Source organism: Streptomyces colonosanans (assembly GCF_001866645.1).
In the GTDB taxonomy this organism is placed as follows: Bacteria; Actinomycetota; Actinomycetes; order Streptomycetales; family Streptomycetaceae; genus Streptomyces; species Streptomyces colonosanans.
Map to the genome: position 1 here is coordinate 64188 of NZ_MLYP01000021.1, position 17383 is coordinate 81570.

At 70.1% G+C, this 17383-nt stretch carries 17 protein-coding genes and 1 pseudogene; 9 read left to right on the forward strand and 9 right to left on the reverse strand.

The annotated features are described in order from the left end of the window. Window positions 1-19: 19 nt before the first annotated feature. Window positions 20-694, forward strand: coding sequence for a TetR/AcrR family transcriptional regulator (locus tag BIV24_RS08200; protein WP_071365524.1), 675 nt, complete (start codon window positions 20-22; stop codon window positions 692-694). A 100-nt stretch (window positions 695-794) separates the two neighbouring features. Here the strand turns inward: BIV24_RS08200 and BIV24_RS08205 are convergent, their stop codons facing one another. Continuing rightward, window positions 795-1259, reverse strand: coding sequence for a DUF6214 family protein (locus BIV24_RS08205; protein WP_071365525.1), 465 nt, complete (start codon window positions 1257-1259; stop codon window positions 795-797). A 219-nt stretch (window positions 1260-1478) separates the two neighbouring features. Here BIV24_RS08205 and BIV24_RS08210 point away from each other — a divergent pair, with 219 nt between their 5' ends. Further along, entirely contained in the window at window positions 1479-2822 is a 1344-nt protein-coding gene (locus tag BIV24_RS08210) for an FAD-dependent oxidoreductase (RefSeq protein ID WP_071365526.1), read from the forward strand. A gap of 103 nt (window positions 2823-2925) precedes the next feature. Here the strand turns inward: BIV24_RS08210 and BIV24_RS08215 are convergent, their stop codons facing one another. Continuing rightward, window positions 2926-3276, reverse strand: coding sequence for an ArsR/SmtB family transcription factor (locus BIV24_RS08215; RefSeq protein WP_071365527.1), 351 nt, complete (start codon window positions 3274-3276; stop codon window positions 2926-2928). Between the two features lie 160 nt (window positions 3277-3436). Here BIV24_RS08215 and BIV24_RS08220 point away from each other — a divergent pair, with 160 nt between their 5' ends. Both BIV24_RS08220 and BIV24_RS08225 read left to right on the forward strand, forming a co-directional pair. Next, entirely contained in the window at window positions 3437-4516 is a 1080-nt protein-coding gene (locus BIV24_RS08220; RefSeq protein ID WP_071365542.1) for an NADH:flavin oxidoreductase/NADH oxidase, read from the forward strand. Between the two features lie 193 nt (window positions 4517-4709). After that, entirely contained in the window at window positions 4710-4997 is a 288-nt protein-coding gene (locus BIV24_RS08225) for a metal-sensitive transcriptional regulator (protein WP_071365528.1), read from the forward strand. Window positions 4998-5056: 59 nt separating this feature from the next. Here BIV24_RS08225 and BIV24_RS08230 read toward each other — a convergent pair whose 3' ends face one another. Beyond that, window positions 5057-5803, reverse strand: coding sequence for a sulfite exporter TauE/SafE family protein (locus BIV24_RS08230; RefSeq protein WP_071365543.1), 747 nt, complete (start codon window positions 5801-5803; stop codon window positions 5057-5059). Continuing rightward, on the reverse strand, window positions 5800-7185 hold the full coding sequence (locus tag BIV24_RS08235; protein ID WP_071365529.1) for an MBL fold metallo-hydrolase: 1386 nt from the start codon (window positions 7183-7185) through the stop codon (window positions 5800-5802). The genes BIV24_RS08230 and BIV24_RS08235 overlap by 4 nt, the downstream gene beginning before the upstream one ends. 413 nt (window positions 7186-7598) lie before the next feature. On the opposite strand from BIV24_RS08235, the gene BIV24_RS08240 reads away from it, so the two are divergent. After that, window positions 7599-8684, forward strand: a complete 1086-nt coding sequence (locus tag BIV24_RS08240; RefSeq protein WP_107459273.1) for a WD40/YVTN/BNR-like repeat-containing protein — start codon at window positions 7599-7601, stop codon at window positions 8682-8684. Window positions 8685-8757: 73 nt separating this feature from the next. Here BIV24_RS08240 and BIV24_RS08245 read toward each other — a convergent pair whose 3' ends face one another. After that, the gene (locus BIV24_RS08245) at window positions 8758-8967 is read right to left on the reverse strand and encodes a DUF397 domain-containing protein (RefSeq protein ID WP_071365531.1); all 210 of its coding nucleotides are present in this window, start codon (window positions 8965-8967) and stop codon (window positions 8758-8760) included. 278 nt (window positions 8968-9245) lie between these two features. On the opposite strand from BIV24_RS08245, the gene BIV24_RS08250 reads away from it, so the two are divergent. Beyond that, window positions 9246-10466 carry a sensor histidine kinase gene (locus BIV24_RS08250; protein WP_245766699.1) on the forward strand — a complete coding sequence of 407 codons (1221 nt, stop codon included), beginning with the start codon at window positions 9246-9248 and terminating at the stop codon, window positions 10464-10466. 84 nt (window positions 10467-10550) lie between these two features. Here the strand turns inward: BIV24_RS08250 and BIV24_RS08255 are convergent, their stop codons facing one another. Beyond that, window positions 10551-11663 (reverse strand): hypothetical protein, encoded by a 1113-nt coding sequence (locus tag BIV24_RS08255; protein WP_071365533.1) that lies wholly within the window; start codon window positions 11661-11663, stop codon window positions 10551-10553. A gap of 375 nt (window positions 11664-12038) precedes the next feature. On the opposite strand from BIV24_RS08255, the gene BIV24_RS08260 reads away from it, so the two are divergent. The 3 genes from BIV24_RS08260 to BIV24_RS08265 all read left to right on the forward strand — a co-directional run bounded on the left by BIV24_RS08260 (window position 12039) and on the right by BIV24_RS08265 (window position 13800). Next, on the forward strand, window positions 12039-12689 hold the full coding sequence (locus BIV24_RS08260) for a response regulator (RefSeq protein ID WP_071365534.1): 651 nt from the start codon (window positions 12039-12041) through the stop codon (window positions 12687-12689). Beyond that, window positions 12686-12859 carry a hypothetical protein gene (locus tag BIV24_RS34190; RefSeq protein WP_177198642.1) on the forward strand — a complete coding sequence of 58 codons (174 nt, stop codon included), beginning with the start codon at window positions 12686-12688 and terminating at the stop codon, window positions 12857-12859. The genes BIV24_RS08260 and BIV24_RS34190 overlap by 4 nt, the downstream gene beginning before the upstream one ends. A gap of 128 nt (window positions 12860-12987) precedes the next feature. Next, window positions 12988-13800 carry an SAM-dependent methyltransferase gene (locus BIV24_RS08265; RefSeq protein ID WP_071365535.1) on the forward strand — a complete coding sequence of 271 codons (813 nt, stop codon included), beginning with the start codon at window positions 12988-12990 and terminating at the stop codon, window positions 13798-13800. A 70-nt stretch (window positions 13801-13870) separates the two neighbouring features. On the opposite strand, the gene BIV24_RS08270 is transcribed toward BIV24_RS08265, so the two are convergent. The 3 genes and pseudogenes from BIV24_RS08270 to BIV24_RS08280 form a co-directional block, all read right to left on the reverse strand. Next, window positions 13871-15343: an FAD-dependent oxidoreductase gene (locus tag BIV24_RS08270; protein ID WP_245766700.1), complete on the reverse strand. Its 1473-nt coding sequence runs from the start codon at window positions 15341-15343 to the stop codon at window positions 13871-13873. Window positions 15344-15467: 124 nt separating this feature from the next. Then, complete coding sequence (locus BIV24_RS08275) at window positions 15468-15857, reverse strand: hypothetical protein (RefSeq protein ID WP_245766701.1); 390 nt, start codon at window positions 15855-15857, stop codon at window positions 15468-15470. A gap of 190 nt (window positions 15858-16047) precedes the next feature. Beyond that, window positions 16048-17179, reverse strand: a pseudogene (locus BIV24_RS08280) (RNA-guided endonuclease InsQ/TnpB family protein). Window positions 17180-17383: the final 204 nt, after the last annotated feature.

Here is a 17383-nt window from a genome sequence, read left to right on the forward strand (position 1 = left end):
GTCAACGCAGGAGTCCAGGATGTCCCCGCGCAGCGCCTCGGTCAATGAAGAACTGCGGAGGCGTTCCCGCGAGCGACTCCTTCAGGCCGCCGTCGAACTGGTCAGCGAGCGCGGCTACGCGGCGACCACGCTCGGCGACATCGCAGACCGCGCCGGTTCCGCCCGGGGGCTGGTGTCGTACTACTTCCCCGGCAAACGGCAGCTTCTGCAGTCGGCCGTGCACCGGCTGATGCACCGCACCCTGGAAGAGGCCCTGGAGCGCGAGCCGCGCACCGAGGACGGCCGGGAGCGGATGGCGCGCGCCATCGACGCGGTCCTGGGCCTCACCGTCCACCACCCCGTGCTCATGCGCCATCACATGGCGGGCATCCTGCAGGCCGAGGGATTCGTGCAGTGCCCCGAGCAGCAGCGACTGGCGGAGTTGCTGCGGGACACGGTCACCCGGCACGGGTCGACGGATCCAGGCGCCGACTACCCGACACTGCGGGCCCTGCTGATGGGCGCGGTCTACGCGGCGCTGGTGCCGGGCGCTCCGATGCCACTGCCCGTACTGCGGGCGGAGTTGTTCAGACGGTACGGCCTCGACCGGGATATGGGTGCCCCGCCGGACCCCCAGACGGCGTGCACCACGGATCTGTCACGGTTCTTCGCGACGGAGGCCCGCGGCCCTCGGGAGAACGGTCAGCCGAAGTAGTCGGCTGCGCCCGGACGTTCTGCTCGCGGCAATGGCGCAATGTGCGACACGCCCTGACGGGTCGACCCGTCCGTCCGGGGCCGGAGCCCGGCGCGCCGGCTCAGCGTCGTACGTGACGTGGCGCCAGGAGGCCGGCGTCGCGGGCGCTGCCGATCAGCTTCAGCGACCGACGGCGGCTGTACCCCGTCGCGCACATCACCGCGAGCACCGGGTCGGCCCCCCTCTCCTGGGCGGCGCGGTATTCCTCCGCAACCAGGCGCCACTCCTCGATGCCGCGCGGCATGTCGGGGCGGGCCGGAGGCTCCGACTCCCCGGCGGACTCACGGGACGGCCCGGAGCGGAAGCCACAGGCCTCGAGCAACGGTTCCTCGATCCGGTCGGCGAGCGCCGCCAGGTCATCGAGCGACAGGGGCGGCTCGGCCCGTACCTCCTCGATCGCCACACATCCGCCGGCCGCCACGGCCAGCACATCGACGAGCGCCCCGTTGGGAAGATCCAGCCGCACGGTGAACCACGACGTGGTGCTCTCGCGCTCCTGCACTTCCCATGCAGGCCACACAGACACGACCCCGTCCGATCGAAAGTGATCAGAAGGATTCTGAAAGGATGCTTCCAGCACATACGCAACGTAAGTGAGTGATCACACGCGTGAGGGAGAGCCACGCACGGGCGGGGGGCATCGCACCCCGTCGGCCCAGCGCCACGCCCACCGCTACTCCCCTCACGCAGCGCGCGGTGCCATGCTGGAGCCACCAGCGACCTCCTCTGCGAGGGAGTTCCGCCCGTGCTGCATGTCGCCGTCGTCGGTTCCGGGCCCAGCGGGGTCTACACCGCACAGAACCTTGTCCAGCAGGATCCGCAGGTGCGCGTCGACGTCCTCGACCGGCTGCCGTGCCCGTACGGGCTGGTCCGGTACGGCGTGGCGCCCGACCATGAGAAGATCAAGTCACTGCAGAACAATCTGCGCACAGTCCTCGAGCACGAGCGGATCCGCTTCCTCGGCGGGGTCCACGTGGGAGCGGGCGGGGTGCCGCCCGCCCTGCTGCGCGAGCTGTACCACGCGGTGGTCTACTGCGTGGGCGCCGCCACCGACCGGCACCTCGGCATCCCCGGCGAGGAACTGCCCGGCAGCTGGTCTGCGACCGAGTTCGTGTCCTGGTACAGCGCGCACCCGGACTCCGTCGCCGACGGTTTCCTTCTCGCAGCGCGGGCGGCTGTGGTGATCGGCGTGGGGAACGTCGCGGTGGACGTGGCCCGCATGCTGGCCCGCGGAGTGACGGAGCTGCGTCCCACCGACATGCCGCAGGAACCGCTCGCCGCTCTGGCGGACAGCAAGGTCACCGAGATCCATATGGTGGGCCGGCGCGGCCCTTCCCAGGCCCGCTTCACCACCAAGGAGTTGCGTGAGCTGGGCGCTCTGCCGGACACCGATGTGGTCGTGGACGATGAGGAGCTGGCACTCGATCCCGAGTACGTCGATCCGTCCGGGCTTCCGGCGACCCAGCGCCGCAACGTCGAGGTGCTGCGCGGCTGGGCCGCGACACCGCCCCGGGGTGCCGCACGCCGGATCCGGCTGCGCTTCTTCCTGCGACCGGTCGAACTGCTCGCCGGCAAAGGCCGCGTGGGCGCGGTGCGCTTCGAGCGGACGGTGCCCGACGGGCAAGGAGGCGTGAGGGGCAGTGGGCGGTACGAGGACATCGAGGCCCAACTCGTGCTGCGCTCGGTCGGCTACCGCGGAGTGCCGCTGGAGGGGCTCCCGTTCGATCCGGGGACCGGTACGGTGCCGCACCGGGCGGGACGGGTGCTGCGGGACGGTGCGGTCTCGCCGGGTGAGTACGTGGCAGGGTGGATCAAGCGGGGCCCGACAGGAGTGATCGGCACCAACCGGCCGTGCGCGAAGGAGACGGTGACCGCGCTACTGGAGGATGCGCCCGGCCTCGTACGGCGTGCGGTACCCGACGACGCGCTCACAGCCCTGCGTACCGACGGTCCCGCACCCGTCGAATGGGCGGGATGGCTGGCGATCGAGCGGGCGGAAGCGGAGCTGGGGGCGTCGCTGGGGCGGCGCGTGGTGAAGCTGCCTGACTGGCAGTCCCTCATGGCCGCCGCGCACATGAGCACCCGGTAAGGCACGCGGGAGAAATGCGCGGACAGCCGGACAGCCGGACGGCCCGTTGCCAGGTCGTGCCAGAGCCTCCGCGGCTCGTCGGCTCCTCGCCGCGGAGGCCGGTTCAGGCGCCCCCGAGGCGGCCGGCCTGACGCGCGGCGGCACCGAGGAGGGTGCCGAGAAGCCCCGGAAAGAGGTCGTCCAGGTCGTCCCTGCGCAGGCCGTTCATCTTGGCCGTGCCCCGGTAGACCTGCCGGATCACCCCGCTCTCGCGGAGCACCCGGAAGTGGTGCGTGGTCGTGGACTTCGTGACGGGCAGGTCGAAGTGCGAACAGGTGAGTTCGCCGCCGTCGGTGGCGAGCTCTCGCACGATCTGCAGCCGCATGGGGTCGGACAGCGCGTGCAGCACGGCCTCCAGACGGATCTCCTCGCGCGCCGGATGCGGAAGGTCACGGCTGGAGGTGACGGTGGTCACGACGGCTCCACTTCGTCCAGGAGTTCACCAGGAGGCGGCCGCTATACCGCCAACTTGCTGTCCACCTCATTGTACGAGACTCATCATAGTTTGACACTTCCCGTACTACGAGGTTTATCGTAGGAGCAGTCCACCGGCCCCGTACCGAATGGAGTCCGCCGTGAGCGTGCTCTTCGAGCCCCACACCCTGCGCGATGTGACCATCCCGAACCGGATCTGGATGCCCCCGATGTGCCAGTACTCGGCGGCACCGGAGGGTCCCGCGATGGGCGTCCCGCACGACTGGCACTTCGCGCACTACGCGGCGCGGGCGGCCGGAGGCACGGGGCTGATCATCGTCGAGGCGACCGCGGTCTCACCCGAGGGCCGTATCTCGCCGTACGACCTGGGCCTGTGGAACGACGCGCAGACGGAGGCGTTCCGCCGCATCACGCGCTTCCTGGCCGAGCAGGGCACGGTGCCGGCGATCCAGCTCGCACACGGCGGCCGCAAGGCCTCGACCGACCGCCCCTGGAAGGGAGGCGCGCCGGTCGGCCCCGACGCACACGGCTGGCATCCCGTCGCCCCGAGCGCACTGCCCTTCGACACGCGCCACCCGGTACCGGCCGAGCTGACCGTGGACGAGATCCAGGAGATCGCGGGCCGGTTCGCGGACGCGGCACGCCGCGCCCTGGCCGCCGGCTTCGAGGTCGTGGAGATCCACGGTGCCCACGGCTACCTGATCCACGAGTTCCTCTCGCCGCACTCGAACCACCGCACGGACGCCTACGGCGGCAGCTACGAGAACCGCACCCGCTTCCCGCTGGAGGTCGTCGATGCCGTACGGGAGGTGTGGCCGGACGACAAGCCGCTGTTCTTCCGCGTCTCCGCCACCGACTGGCTGGACGAAAACGGCTGGACCGCCGACGACACGGTGCGCTTCGCGGCCGAGCTGCAGGCGCACGGCGTGGACCTCCTCGACGTCTCGACGGGCGGCAACGCCTCGGGGGTGCACATCCCGACCGGCCCCGGCTACCAGGTTCCCTTCGCCGCCCGCGTAAAGGCGGAGACCTCTCTTCCGGTCGCCGCCGTCGGGCTGATCACCAGCGCCGAGCAGGCAGAGAAGATTCTGGCCAACGGCGAGGCGGACGCGGTGCTGCTGGGCCGCGAGCTGCTCCGCAACCCGTCCTTCGCCCGCCTCGCGGCCCGCGACCTGAGCGGCGAGGTACACATACCGAAGCAGTACCACCGCTCGGTCTGACGCCGGCGCGGCACTGGACCGGCCGACCCTGCTGCGCTCGATACGGTCGGCCGGGGCGCGGCCGGACCCTCGTCGCGCAGGCGGAGCACACCCGCGGATGGCCGATGTGTCGGACATCGGTGTCATCCTTGAGTGTCATTGACTCCCCCGGGCGAGGTAGATTACCCCTAGGGGTATTTCTGAGGAGCTGATCGTGGACCTGGATCTCGCTGGCGCCGAGCTTCGCGCCGTGCTGAACCGACTGCGCCGTGCGCAGGGCCAGATCTCTGGTGTGATTCGGATGATCGAGGAGGGCCGGGACTGCGAGGACGTGGTCACCCAGCTTGCCGCCGCGTCCCGGGCTCTCGACCGCGCGGGCTTCGCGATCATCGCGACCGGCCTGCAGAAGTGCCTGGTCGATGGCGAGGACGGCGTCAAGTCGGCGGAGGATCGCGAGGAACTGCGGGCGCGACTGGAGAAGCTGTTCCTGTCGCTGGCGTGAGACCGCGAACGCGGGGCCCGGAACACCCGGCCCCGCGCGGCTGCCGTGCGGCGCCGTGGTCACACGAGCGCCTCGATCAGCATGAAGGCGGCCACCGCCAGCAGCACCACCGCGAAGACCCGCTGCAACAGGCCCCCGGACACGCGGGCGGCGAGTCGTTTGCCGTCCCACGCACCCAGGATCGCCGCCCCGGCGAAGGGTGCGATGACCGACCAGTCGAGCCCGTCGGCGGTGCCCGTACGCACCACGAGTGCCGCCAGCGAGTTGATCGTGATGACCAGCAGACTGGTGCCCACCGCGAGCCGCATCCGCAGCCCGAGGACGCTCACCAGCGCGGGTACGGCGAGGAAACCGCCGCCGACACCAAGGAATCCGGTGACCGCGCCGAGGCCCGCTCCGGCAGCGGCGGCCGGGACCGCCCGCACCTCGCGCCCGCCGTCGGCCACGGACGCCGGCCTGAGCATGCGCAGCGCGGCCACCATCGCGATGACGGCGAAGGCACTGGTCAGTACGGCGTCGGGCACCCGGGCCGCCATCACTCCGGTGAGCATGGCCGGGAGGATGCCCGCTGCGGCGAACAGGCTTCCCGTCCGCCAGCGGACGTTCTCCTCGCGGGCGTGGGCGGCCAGGGCGGTCACGGACGTCGCGGTCACGATGACCAGGCTCGCCGTGGTGGCGGCGACCGGGGTGAAGCCGAGTACATGGATCAGGACGGGGACGGCCAGGACGCTTCCGCCGCCGCCGAGCGCGCCGAGTGCCAGTCCGACGACGGCACCGGCGACGAGAGCGATGATCAGGGTGGTCACGCGGTCGGACCGCCGTCGCCGTGGCTCCCGCACTCGGTGAGACCGGCCTCCTCGGCCGACCGGAACCCGTCGTCGACGGCGACGACCTCACGGCCTGCGGCGTCGAGCAGAGAAGCGGCGATCGCGGCGCGCATGCCGCCCGCGCAGTGCACCCACACCTCACCCGCGGGGACCTCGTCGAGCCGCCGGTGCAGGGTGTGGATGGGGATGTGCACCGACCCCTCGACATGACCGTCGGCTCGTTCGGAGTCGCGGCGGACGTCCAGGACCACCACGTCGCCACTGGCGCGCCGGTCCGCGAGGTCGGCGAAGGTGGCGCGGCGGAAGGAGGCCGGTTCCTCACCCTCCCGTATCCAGGAGGCGGGTCCACCGACGGCCGCGGCAGCCGGACGGTCGATGCCCACCCGGGTCAGCTCGCGTTGGGCGGCCGCCAGCTGTTCCGGCGACCCGGCGAGCAGGGTGACGGGCTTGCCCCACGGGACCAGCCAGGCCAGATAGGTGGCGAACTGCCCGTCGGCGTCGAAGTTGTACGAGCCCGCCAGGTGGCCCTCCGCGAACGCGACACGGCTGCGCAGGTCCACCACCCACTCCCCCGCGGCAAGGCGCGCGGCGATGTCCTCGGCGTCGGCGAGCGCGGGCGGGGTCAGGTCGACCGGTGCGGGACCGGCGGCGTTGACCGGGCCCATGTGCGCGTAGTAGGCGGGTATGTCCTCCAGCCCGGCCAGCAGGTCCGCGACGAAGGTGTCGACGTCCCGTACGAGGGCGTCGTTGACCTCCTTCTCCCTGCCGATGGTGGTGGCCGTTCCGGCGGCCTGGGCCGAGGAGCAGAAGCTGCCAAAGCCGTGCGTGGGCAGGACCGTGGTGTCATCGGCGAGTTCGGCGGCCAGTCGGTGGACGGAGGCGTGCTGGGCGCGGGCGAGCTGCTTGGTCAGCCGGGGCTCGACCAGGTCGGGGCGGCCGACCGTGCCGATGAGCAGGGAACCGCCGGTGAACACCGCCACGGCCATGCCGGAGTCCTCCAGGATGTAGGAGGTGTGGTGCGGCGTGTGTCCGGGGGTGGCCAGGGCTCGCAGCGTCAGACCGGCGTCGATCTCCACCGTGTCGCCGTCGTGCACGGCGGTACGCTCGAACGAGACGTGCGCGGCGGCCGGGACCAGGTAGACGGCGCCGCTGATACGAGCCAGCTCCAGTCCGCCGGAGACGTAGTCGTTGTGCAGATGCGTCTCGACGACGTGCGAGATCCGCACACCGCGACGCGCTGCCGCGGCGAGGACCTGGTCGATGTCCCTGGGTGGATCGACGGCCACGGCCGTGCGCGCACCGCCCGCCAGATAGCTGCGGTTCCCAAGCCCCGACAGCTCAATGGTGTCGACGAAGAACACCAGACGCTCCCTTCCTCCGAAGATTACCCCCCGGGGTATATGAGAAGGCTAGCACGCTTACCCCCCGGGGTATTCCGCGCGACTGCGAGCGCCATGTTGTGCGACGTGGCCGCCAGCGCCCCCTCGCGAGCCGACCGGAAGGAGGAGCACCTTGTTCACGGAGATCGACGCAGTCGCGTCCACGGCAGCACGTAGGTCACGCCCGCACCGCTGCTGTGCACACGACTCCACGCTAGCCCGCGTTCCGTTCCTCTTCGACCGCATGACCACCCTCTCGGCCCGGGTGCGGTCCGCTCCCCCCATCTCCCGCGACACGGACCCTGACCTGCGGGGACCAGATGCCGGACGGTGACTGTCAGTGCTGGGGTGCACACTGAGCGGTGCTGGAGAAACGGCATTTCGGAGGTATCGACATGGCCGACGTACTGCTCACCGTGGGCACACGCAAGGGACTGTTCATCGGGCGGCGACGGGGCGGCGCCTGGAAGTTCGACGAGAGTCCGTACTTCAACACGCAGGCGGTCTACTCGGTCGCCATCGACACCCGCGCAGGCACCCCGCGCCTGCTGGCCGGAGGGGACAACGCGCACTGGGGTCCGTCCGTCTTCCACTCCGACGACCTCGGCCGCACCTGGACCAAGCCCGCGCAGCCCGCCGTCAAGTTCCCGAAGGACACGGGTGCTTCGCTGGAGCGCGTCTGGCAGCTGCACCCGGCGGCCGCCGAGCCGGACGTGGTGTACGCGGGCACGGAACCGGCCGCGCTGTACCGCTCCGAGGACCGGGGCGAGAGCTTCAGCCTCGTGCGCCCCCTGTGGGAACACCCGACACGCGACAAGTGGGTTCCGGGCGGCGGTGGCGAGGGCCTGCACACCGTGCTCACCGACAAGCGGGACCGGAAGGCCATGACGGTCGCGGTGTCGACGGCCGGGGTGTTCCGGACCCGGGACGGCGGGGCGAGCTGGGAGACGTCCAACTCGGGTCTCTCCGCGGTGTTCCTGCCGGATCCGGACCCGGAGTTCGGCCAGTGCGTGCACAAGATCGCGCAGGACGCGGTGACCCCTGACCGGCTGTATCTGCAGAACCACTGGGGGGTGTACCGAAGCGACGACGCGGGCGCCCATTGGACGGACATCGGCGCCGGCCTGCCGTCGACGTTCGGGTTCGCCGCGGCCGCCCATCCCCACCGCGGGGACACGGCGTACGTCTTCCCGATCACCGCGGACTCGGACCGCGTCCCGGCCGACCGCCGCTGCCGTGTCTTCCGCACGGCGGACGCGGGCAAGAGCTGGGAGCCGCTCGCGGAGGGGCTGCCCGGCGAGGACCACTACGGCACGGTGCTGCGCGATGCCTTGTGCACGGACGATGCGGACCCGGCAGGCGTGTACTTCGGCAATCGCAACGGCGAGGTGTACGCGTCAGCGGACGACGGCGACAGCTGGCAGCGGCTCGCATGCCAGCTGCCGGATGTGCTGTGCGTACGGGCGGCGGTGATCGCCTGACCCGACGCCCGTCCGGGAATGCCAACGGCCCCATGAGCGGTTCGAACCGGTCGCGGGGCCATGGCGTCGCTGTTCAGGCGCTCAACTGACCGTCCTTCAGTGCCGCGACGACGGAGGACCAGCCGCCTGCCGGGAAGTTGAGTGCCGGACTGTGAGAAAGCTCGCTGTCCCGCACCGGGACGACAGCGGCGAAGTCGACAGAGACCTCGACACACGCGCCACCGCCCTGGTTGCTGTAGCTGCTCTTCCGCCAAGAAGCGTCACTCGGGTCGATGGTTCGCACATTGCTCCCCTTCCGATGCGCTCACGGAAACGGCGTGGAACGTACGGCATTACCTCCGGGCAATGTCTCGTAACACCCTGACTACGCAACGTGATCCAGCCAGCGCAGCCACTTCATGAAATCGCCGGAACCGTACCCCCAGGGGGGTCATGCCCCCCGTACCACGACTCCCGCGGGGAACGACCACGCCTGCGAGCGACCGCCGCAGCGCCGTCATCAAGAGTCGCGAAGCTCTGTATGCCCAGATGAGTTGATCATCCGTCAATAGAATGGGACGGATGACCGCGAATATCGGGAACCACATCCAGCGCCGGGTTGTTCGGCCGGCCTGCGCGGCGCTCGCGGTCCTCGCGGTGGCGGGCGGGCTGGTCGCCGGTGGCTCGGCGGGCTGGCGGTCGGTCGCTTCGATGACGGTGGTGGTACTCGGCGCGCTGGCCGTGGCCGGCTGGCGCGACCGGGTCCATGTGGTGCCGGTGGCACTGGGGGTGGCGGCAGTGTCCACGCTGGGCACCGTGTTCGGCGATCCTCCGGTGCAGCGCCAATCGACCGGCATGGCAACACTGGTGGAGATCGCCGCCACGCTGCTGCTGGTCTGTCTCCTCGCCCGGTACGCCCCGGCTCGCGCCGCCGTACTCCTCTGCCCTGCCCTCGGGGTGCTGGCGTCGACGGCGATGCTGCGGCTCCAGGTGCCGCCGACCCTGCTGGAGACCGCCGCCCAGAGCGCGTTCTTCGCGCTCGGTGCGATCGCCGCGGGTGCCGTCGGCTGGTATCTGCGCGCCCTGGAGTCCCGTCGGCTGCGCTCGGTGCGGGAGGCACGGCGCCATCAGCGGCTCGAACTCGCCCGTGATCTGCACGACTTCGTGGCCCACGACGTCTCGGGCATCGTGGTGCTCGCGCAGGCTGCACAGGTGGTGGGGGCGGACCAGCCGGAGAAGGTACTGCCGATCCTCCAACAGATCGAGGCGGCCGGACTGCAGGCGCTCGGCTCCATGGACCGTACCGTCCGGATGCTCGACGACTCCGCCGGCACCGACCGCGCGGCGGCGGGCGAGGGCAGGCCACAGACCTACGGGCTGCCGGACATCGCGGACGTCGTCGACCGGTTCCAGGACGCGGGGCGGGCCGAGGTGCATGCGGACATCCCGCTCTCGCCCGAGCAGGTCGGGCTGGTGCCGCGCGAGGTGGCGGGCACCGCCCACCGGATCGTGGTCGAGGCGCTGACCAACGTCCGCCGCCACGCGGGCGCCACCCCCCTGGTGTCCGTGTCCGTGCGGTGCGACCCGACCGCCGACGCCCCCGTGCTCACCGTGTCGGTAGCCAACAGCGCCTCTCCCCTCACCGAGGCCGGTGCTGGACCACTCAAGGACGGAGGACGGCGCGGTGGGGGCACGGGCCTGGCGGGGCTCGCCGAGCGGGCCGGTGCCCTCGGCGGCATCCTGGAATACGGCCCGCGCAGTGACGGCGGCTGGCAGGTCACCGCGGCCCTGCCCCTGGACTGAGCCGGCACGGCCCTGCCCGGCCCGACATCGCACTCCCCATATCAACATGTTCGTCCTGGAGTACGCGATGGGGATCGGGCGCGTTCAGCCGCGCCCGCAGTGCCGGCAGCTGCCCCGGCGGCGCAGGTGGTAGCCGTAGGTCGCCACGCCCAGGGCCATGCCCCACACCGCCCAGAAGACCGCCGGGCCGAGCGTCCCCCACATGCCCGCGTCGTAGCCGCGGATCGCCATCAGCCCGGCAGGGACCAGCACCACGGCCACGATCGAGGCCGGCACGATGGCGGTCGCGGGGTGGACCGGCCTGCCGTGCTTGAACCACACCCAGCGCGGCCACACCTCGCCCCATCGGCTGACCAGTCCGTGCATCAGCAAGCTGCCCAGTGTCGACACCACGCCCAGCGCCAGTCCCAGGTCCAGCATGCGCGGGGTGTCCTGCATGTCCTTCAGGAACTTGTGCGTGATGCCCAGCGGCCAGCCGAAATACCAGGCGATGCGGGTGATGTCGTAGGGCAGGGTGGACAGCACCGCCACCCACACCGCCCAGCGGCCCCAGCGCAGAGCGACGGCCGGGTCGGTCCAGCTCGCCGCCGCGCGCTCGCCGCGGCCGCAGCGCACGCAACTGCCGCCGGTGCGGCGCTGGTAGGCCAGGGTCGCGGCGAGCCACAGCAGTCCGCCGACGAAGACGATGATCAGGTTGATCCGGTGCCAGTACAGGATGTCGCCCAGCTCCTGCGGCCCGGGGACACCGGTGAAGACGAACACCACCAGCACGGGCGAGAACACCAGCAGCCCGAGCAACGAGTAGTCCGGGACCAGGAAGGTGAGGGCGGCGCCGGCCGTCCAGCCGAAGGCCAGCAGCGTCCTGCGAGCCCGGCCCGTGCACCGGCCACGGACCATCAGCAGGCCGACGACCACGCCCACGGCACCGAACGCCGCCATCGCGGGAGCAACGACCGAGGCACTGCTCGGCTCCAGGATCGACGCGGAGGAACGGTCCTGAATGGTTTTGGCGAAGGGGTAGCCGTCGCCGCCCAGGGCCCAGTACAGGCCCGCCAGTCCGTACACGAACGACCAGACGACCACCAGGCGCTCCGACCAGTCGGGCCACCGGTGCCACCAGCGGCGGCGGGGCGCGGAGCCCGCAGGTGCCTCTCCTGATCCCGGCCGGGCCGATTCTTCAAAGACTGTGTCGGTCATGCGGAGTCCTTCTCTCACCGCTCGGTCGCGGTAGTGCGTTTCCTGTCGTGTGTCTCCAGGCTTTCGTGGCCAGGACCCGCGCACATCTGCCGATCAGCAGAGATCGGCCGGGCACAAACGCCCGGGCATGCGGAAAGAGGCGGCTCCTGGCCCGGCGTGGGAAGACGGGCCCGAAGCCGCCGGCGTAAAGGACAGCGAAATCGGAGGCCCTAAAAGGGAGTTGTCGTTCGCTGGTTCGGGTGTTCAGCAGGGCCGACCTCGTGCCGCCACATCTGCCGATCGGCAGATCCCGCGTGCCGTCCGGACAGCGCAGAGCCGGTCCTGCGCATTCGGTTTTGTGGCCGACCGGTGGCCCGTGCAACTACGGTGCTGCGCGTGACCACTCGTATACTTCTCGCCGACGACCAGGAGTCGGTGCGCATCGGATTCCGCCTGATCCTGGACTCCCAGCCGGACATGGAGGTCGTCGGAGAGGCCTGTGACGGCCGGCAGGCCATGGAACTGGCTCAGACCCTCAAGCCGGACGTGCTGCTCGCCGACATCCGTATGCCCCGCTTGGACGGCCTGGAAGTGACCCGGCGACTCGCCGGGCCCCAGGCCACGGATCCGGTGCGGGTGGTGGTGGTGACGACGTTCGGGCTCGACGAATATGTCCACACCGCACTGCGCAATGGCGCCTGCGGATTCCTGCTGAAACGGTCGGGGCCCACGCTGCTGGTGGAGGCGGTGCGGGCCGCAATGGCCGGCGACACGCTGATCAGCCCCTCGCTCACGGTCAGCCTGCTGCGGCATGCCCAGGACGCCGGGAAGCCAGAACCGGCCCAGCCCGCAGAGGCGCTGACAGAGCGTGAGACGGAGATCGCGCGACTGGTCGCCAAGGGGCTGACGAATGCGGAGATCGGAGCGGAGCTGTTCATCTCCGCCGGTACGGCCAAGACACACATAGCCAACGTCCAACGCAAGCTGGAAGCCCGCAATCGGGTCGGCATCGCCGCCTGGGTCTGGGGCAACGGCCTCATGGAGTGAGTACCACGGCAGACATGCCCGGGCGGCTCAACAGCGGGACCGGAGCGGGTCGGGACGGCACACAGGCGTTCTTCAGCGCCGACACCTCCTCCTTCGTCGCGCACGTCGCGCGATGTTCACCGCGGACCACCGAGCCGCTGCTGCGTGGCTGGCACTGCCGGAAGCTGTAGCCGCCCCAACCCGATCGCGTGGAGCACAGAATTCGCCTGCTGACCCATGGGTGAAACGTTCACTCTCCCCAACTCGTGCCGTTAGATCGCCTCTTGAATGTTCATGGGTCCGACCTGAAGGGCGTCGCATGACCGAGAGCCCAGCCTTCGGCGAGCTGAGCAAGAGGATCAAGACGGACCAGCCGCACACGGCTCGTATCTGGAACTACTGGCTGGGAGGCAAGGACAACTACGAGGTCGACCGGCAGGCGGGAGACCAGATCCGTCAACTGCACCCGGGGATCGGGGACTACGCCCAGGCGGACCGGCAGTTCCTGGGGCGGGTGGTGCGGCACCTCGCGGGTGAGCACGGCATACGGCAGTTCCTCGACGTCGGCACCGGACTGCCCACCGCGGACAACACGCACCAGGTTGCCCAGCGTGTCGCGCCCGAGTCCCGCGTCGTCTATGCCGACAACGACCCGACCGTCCTCGCCCACGCTTCCGCCCTGCTCGACAGCAGTCCCGAGGGCCGCACCGACTATCTCGACGAGGATCTGCGCAACGTCGACTCCATTCTGGAGCAGGCCGCGCGCACCCTGGACTTGAGTGAGCCCGTGGCACTGATGCTCCTCGGCGTCGTCATCTTCATCGACGACGATCAGGAGGCGTACGAAATCGTGCGGCGTTTCATGGATCGCCTGCCGAAGGGCAGCTTCCTGGTCCTGTCGCACACCGTCACGCGGCCGGACATGCCCGACGTCGACGCCGCAGTGGCTTTCTGGAACGAACACGGCACCCCCAAACTGACCCAGCGCACTCCCAGCTCCATCGCCCGGTTCTTCGACAAACTGGAGATGCTGCCGCCCGGCGTGGTCTCCTGCAACCGCTGGCGTCCCGACACCGCCGAAGGTGAACTGCCCGAGGTCGCCATGTTCGGCGGCGTGGGCCGCAGAAGCTGAGCCCGGAAACCGGGTGGTACCGGGGAGGACGCCGCTCACGACACGATGCCCACGACGCCGGGCTGTCCGTTCAAGCCGTGTGCCGACCCACCTCCCCCAACCATCGGGTCAGGGCCTTGCGCACCTCATCCGGGTGGGGGTCCTCTGCCGCCCAAGCGACGTAGCCGTCGGGCCGGACCAGTAGCGTGGGATGCAGGCTGCCTGCTGGGGAGGCGGTCGCCACCCGCCCCGCCCATGGCGCGGCGACCGCGGCAACGTCGCGGCCCACCAGTACGAACGTGCCCTGACGCAGCGCCTCGTACAACCGAGCCGGTTCCCCTGCGAGGCGGAGGTCCGGTACTCGGCGACCGGTGAGTGGATGAGAGCCCCGGGGTGCGTGGTAGGCGATCCCGATGCCGGAAATGCCGCTCGCGACGCGCGCCTCCACCATGCGCAACTGATGCGCGACGGCGGCCACCGATACCCGCACAGCGCGGATCACAGGCGACCGGGTGATGATGGCCGTGAGGAGTGCGTGACTGACGCGCAACACCATGCGCCCGACCGGGTGACGCTCGGCGTGGTAGCTGTCCAGCAGCGCATCACCAGCCCAGCCATGCAGAACGGCTGCCAGTTTCCAGCCCAGGTTGGCGGCGTCCTGCATCCCGGTGTTCATTCCCATGCCGCCGGCGGGCGAGTGGACGTGCGCGGCGTCGCCCGCGAGAAAAACCCTTCCCTGCCGGTAGTGGGGTACCTGCCGTTCGTCGCTGTGAAAGCGGGAAAGCCAACGAGAGTCGTGCATCCCGAGGTCATCACCGATGGTTCGCTTCGTGATGTCGCGGACTTCCTCCAATGAGACCGGTGCGTCGTCGGGCAACTGCCGCTTCCGGTCCCAGGCGATGACCCGGTACCAGCCGTCTCCGAAGGGTGCGAGGAAGGTGAAGCCGTCGTCGTTCGAGGCGAAGTTGAGAAGTTGCTCCGGTTCGCGTTCAAGCAGCACATCGGCCAACATCACGGAGTTGACGACCGACTTGCCGGGAAACGGCATGCCCAGGCCGCGCCGGATGGCGCTGCGCGCCCCGTCGGCACCGACCACGTAGCGGGCCCGAAGCGTGGCCGTGGCACCGTTCTGATCGCTCACGTCCACGTCTACGCCGTCCGGGTCCTGCCGCACCCCTGTGGCCCGAACCCCGAACCGAATCGTGGCGCCCGCTTCCTCAGCCCGGCGCAGCAGGAGCCGCTCGACCTGCCACTGAGGAGTGATGAGCACGAAAGGAAAGCGCGTTCGGAGCCTGGAGAAGTCAATACAGATACGGCCGAGAGGACGCAACGACCGGACTGGTGTGCCGATACGGAGCAGTTCGTCGGCCAGGCCCCGGGCGTCGAGTTGCTCCATGGTTCGCGCATGGAGGCCGAAGGCGCGGCTCAGGTTGGATTCGCCATCGCGTCGCTCGAGCACTGTGACGTCGACCCCGGACCTGGCGAGATCACCTGCGAGCAAGAGGCCGGTCGGGCCTGCCCCGACCACCAGAACGTCCACGACCGGCATGCCCTTTGTATTCACTTTTCCCACTATCGGCCTTGCTTGAAGGTGCCGCTCGGTGAGACCACCAAAGGGGTCTTCGGGGTTCAAGGCTCGCCAAGCCGGCGGGCGTACCGCCGGCTGAGCCGGTCCGGGGCCGACGAAGTCAGGCCAGGGCCGGTATGAAGCCGCCGCGGACGGTGCCCGAGGACAGCAAGGCAGACCAGTCGAGCGTTTCGGGCAGTTGGTCCAGAGACAGAACGACTGCTCCGCCGGCCGGCTCGGCATCCGCGCACCAGTCGGCCATGTCGCTCGATGCCGCACCGCCGTCGGCTCCGCCGACGACGGGCGCAGCAAGAGCGGGAACGACAAGTCCGTGTTCGCCGGGTCCGTCCACGACACACAAGGTGAGTCGGGGGACGATGCTCCAGCCCTCGCACAGGGGCACCGCCCCGTCGGGCGCGGTCAGGAGCGGCAGGGCATCGTGGACGGGCGCGCCGGCCAGCAGGAGCACGGGTGTGGCACCACGGACGAACAGCGTGTTCTCAGGATCCATCAGCACAGGATCACTCTCGCAGGCTGTGGGCCAGGGAGCGGCGGGGGGGTGCCGAGCAGTGCAGCAAGCGCACGTTGGCCATGGTCCTCGAACCAACACCTGACATGCGAGTTGTGCCCTCCGAACGCCGGGAAGCAATCGCCGGAGTCAGTTGAATCCTCCCCTCCCTCGAAGGGAGGGGATTCCTGGCTCAGGCAGCCACCTGGGGCGGCGCCCCGGGTGGTCTTACGCCCTCAGCACCAGCCGGGTCGAGACCAGCCCGGACGAGCATCACGCGTGCGGAGTTCTTGTCCCGGGAACTCACGGTCCCGCATGCGGTGCAGGTGCAGGTGCGCTCACCCAGCGGCAGTGCGTGCTTGGCTCTCGCTCCGCACTGCGCGCAGTCCATCGTGGTGTGCGCGGGGTGTACCAGGTGCACGGTGCGTCCGTGCTTGCGGCCCATCTCGATCAGGGCCTGCTTGGTGGCGCCGATGGCGGCGTCGGCGGCCTTGCGCGCCATCGAGGTCCTGGCGAGGAACTTCGGCTTGAAGTCCTCCACGGCCAGGGCGTCGTGGTCGGCCACGACGGACTTGGCCCACTTGCGGCCGGTGTCCTGGCGTCGGCGTGCGACCTTCTTGTGCAGTTTGGCGCGCAGTCGTTTCGCTTCGCGGTAGCCCTTCGAGGCAGCCTGCCCCTTCTTCGGCTTGCGGCGGGCCATCATCCGGTCGTACCGGGTCAGCTTCTGCCTGGCCTTCCCGCCGTGCCCGGCGTGCGGGAGGTGTGGGTGTCGGATGTCGTGGTGGCAGTGTCCTTCACGCCCCAGTCGATACCGATCACCGCGCCGGTCTGTGGCAGCGGCTGAATCTCGGCGGGGACGACGAAGCTGGCGTACCAGTGGCCGACAGCGTCCCTGTACACGCGTACCGACGACGGGTCTGCAGGCAGCTTTCGCGACCACACCACGGTCAGGGCGATCCCGCCCGCCAGGTGCAGACGGCCGTCCTTCAGACTAAAGCCGCGCCGGGTGTAGTTGAGGGCGGGCCTCGCCTCGCGCTTCTTCTTGTGGCGAGGCATCCCGGCCCGGCTCGCCATGGGCAGCCGGTCTTCGATGTCCTTGCGCGCCTTGGCACGGGACTTGCCGAAGTCGCGGATGATCTGCTGCTGCGGAACCGAGCTGCCCTCGCGCAGCCACGGGATCGCCTTGCGCGCCTGGGTCAGCATCCTGTCGAGCTGCGCCGGCCCGCACGTCCGCCTGCCCCGGTGGCCTTGCTGTGCAGGTGCACGGCCTTGGACTTGGACACGCACTCGTTCCACACCCAGCAGCACCGGTCCCACTCCGCCATCAGGACCCCGCGGGCAGCGGACGACACACGCAGCCGGAACGTGTACCGGGCATGCCCCACCCCGTCGGGCCCCGTCGCTGCCGCCACGCCATCACCCCCGCCCGCGTTCCGGTCACCCACCCCTGACCGGACGACCGTACGTGCGAGATCCGCACGCCCGCGCCCCCTCCCACCACCATCACCCCCATCGGCGAACCCAGGCAC

Bases quoted from the DNA above. Each gene is read 5' to 3' on its own strand.
- BIV24_RS08200 (WP_071365524.1), top strand. From the start codon at position 20: ATGTCCCCGCGCAGCGCCTCGGTCAATGAAGAACTGCGGAGGCGTTCC.
- BIV24_RS08240 (WP_107459273.1), top strand. From the start codon at position 7,599: ATGGCCGACGTACTGCTCACCGTGGGCACACGCAAGGGACTGTTCATC.
- BIV24_RS08250 (WP_245766699.1), top strand. From the start codon at position 9,246: ATGACCGCGAATATCGGGAACCACATCCAGCGCCGGGTTGTTCGGCCG.
- BIV24_RS08255 (WP_071365533.1), bottom strand. From the start codon at position 11,663: ATGACCGACACAGTCTTTGAAGAATCGGCCCGGCCGGGATCAGGAGAG.
- BIV24_RS08265 (WP_071365535.1), top strand. From the start codon at position 12,988: ATGACCGAGAGCCCAGCCTTCGGCGAGCTGAGCAAGAGGATCAAGACG.
- BIV24_RS08275 (WP_245766701.1), bottom strand. From the start codon at position 15,857: ATGGATCCTGAGAACACGCTGTTCGTCCGTGGTGCCACACCCGTGCTC.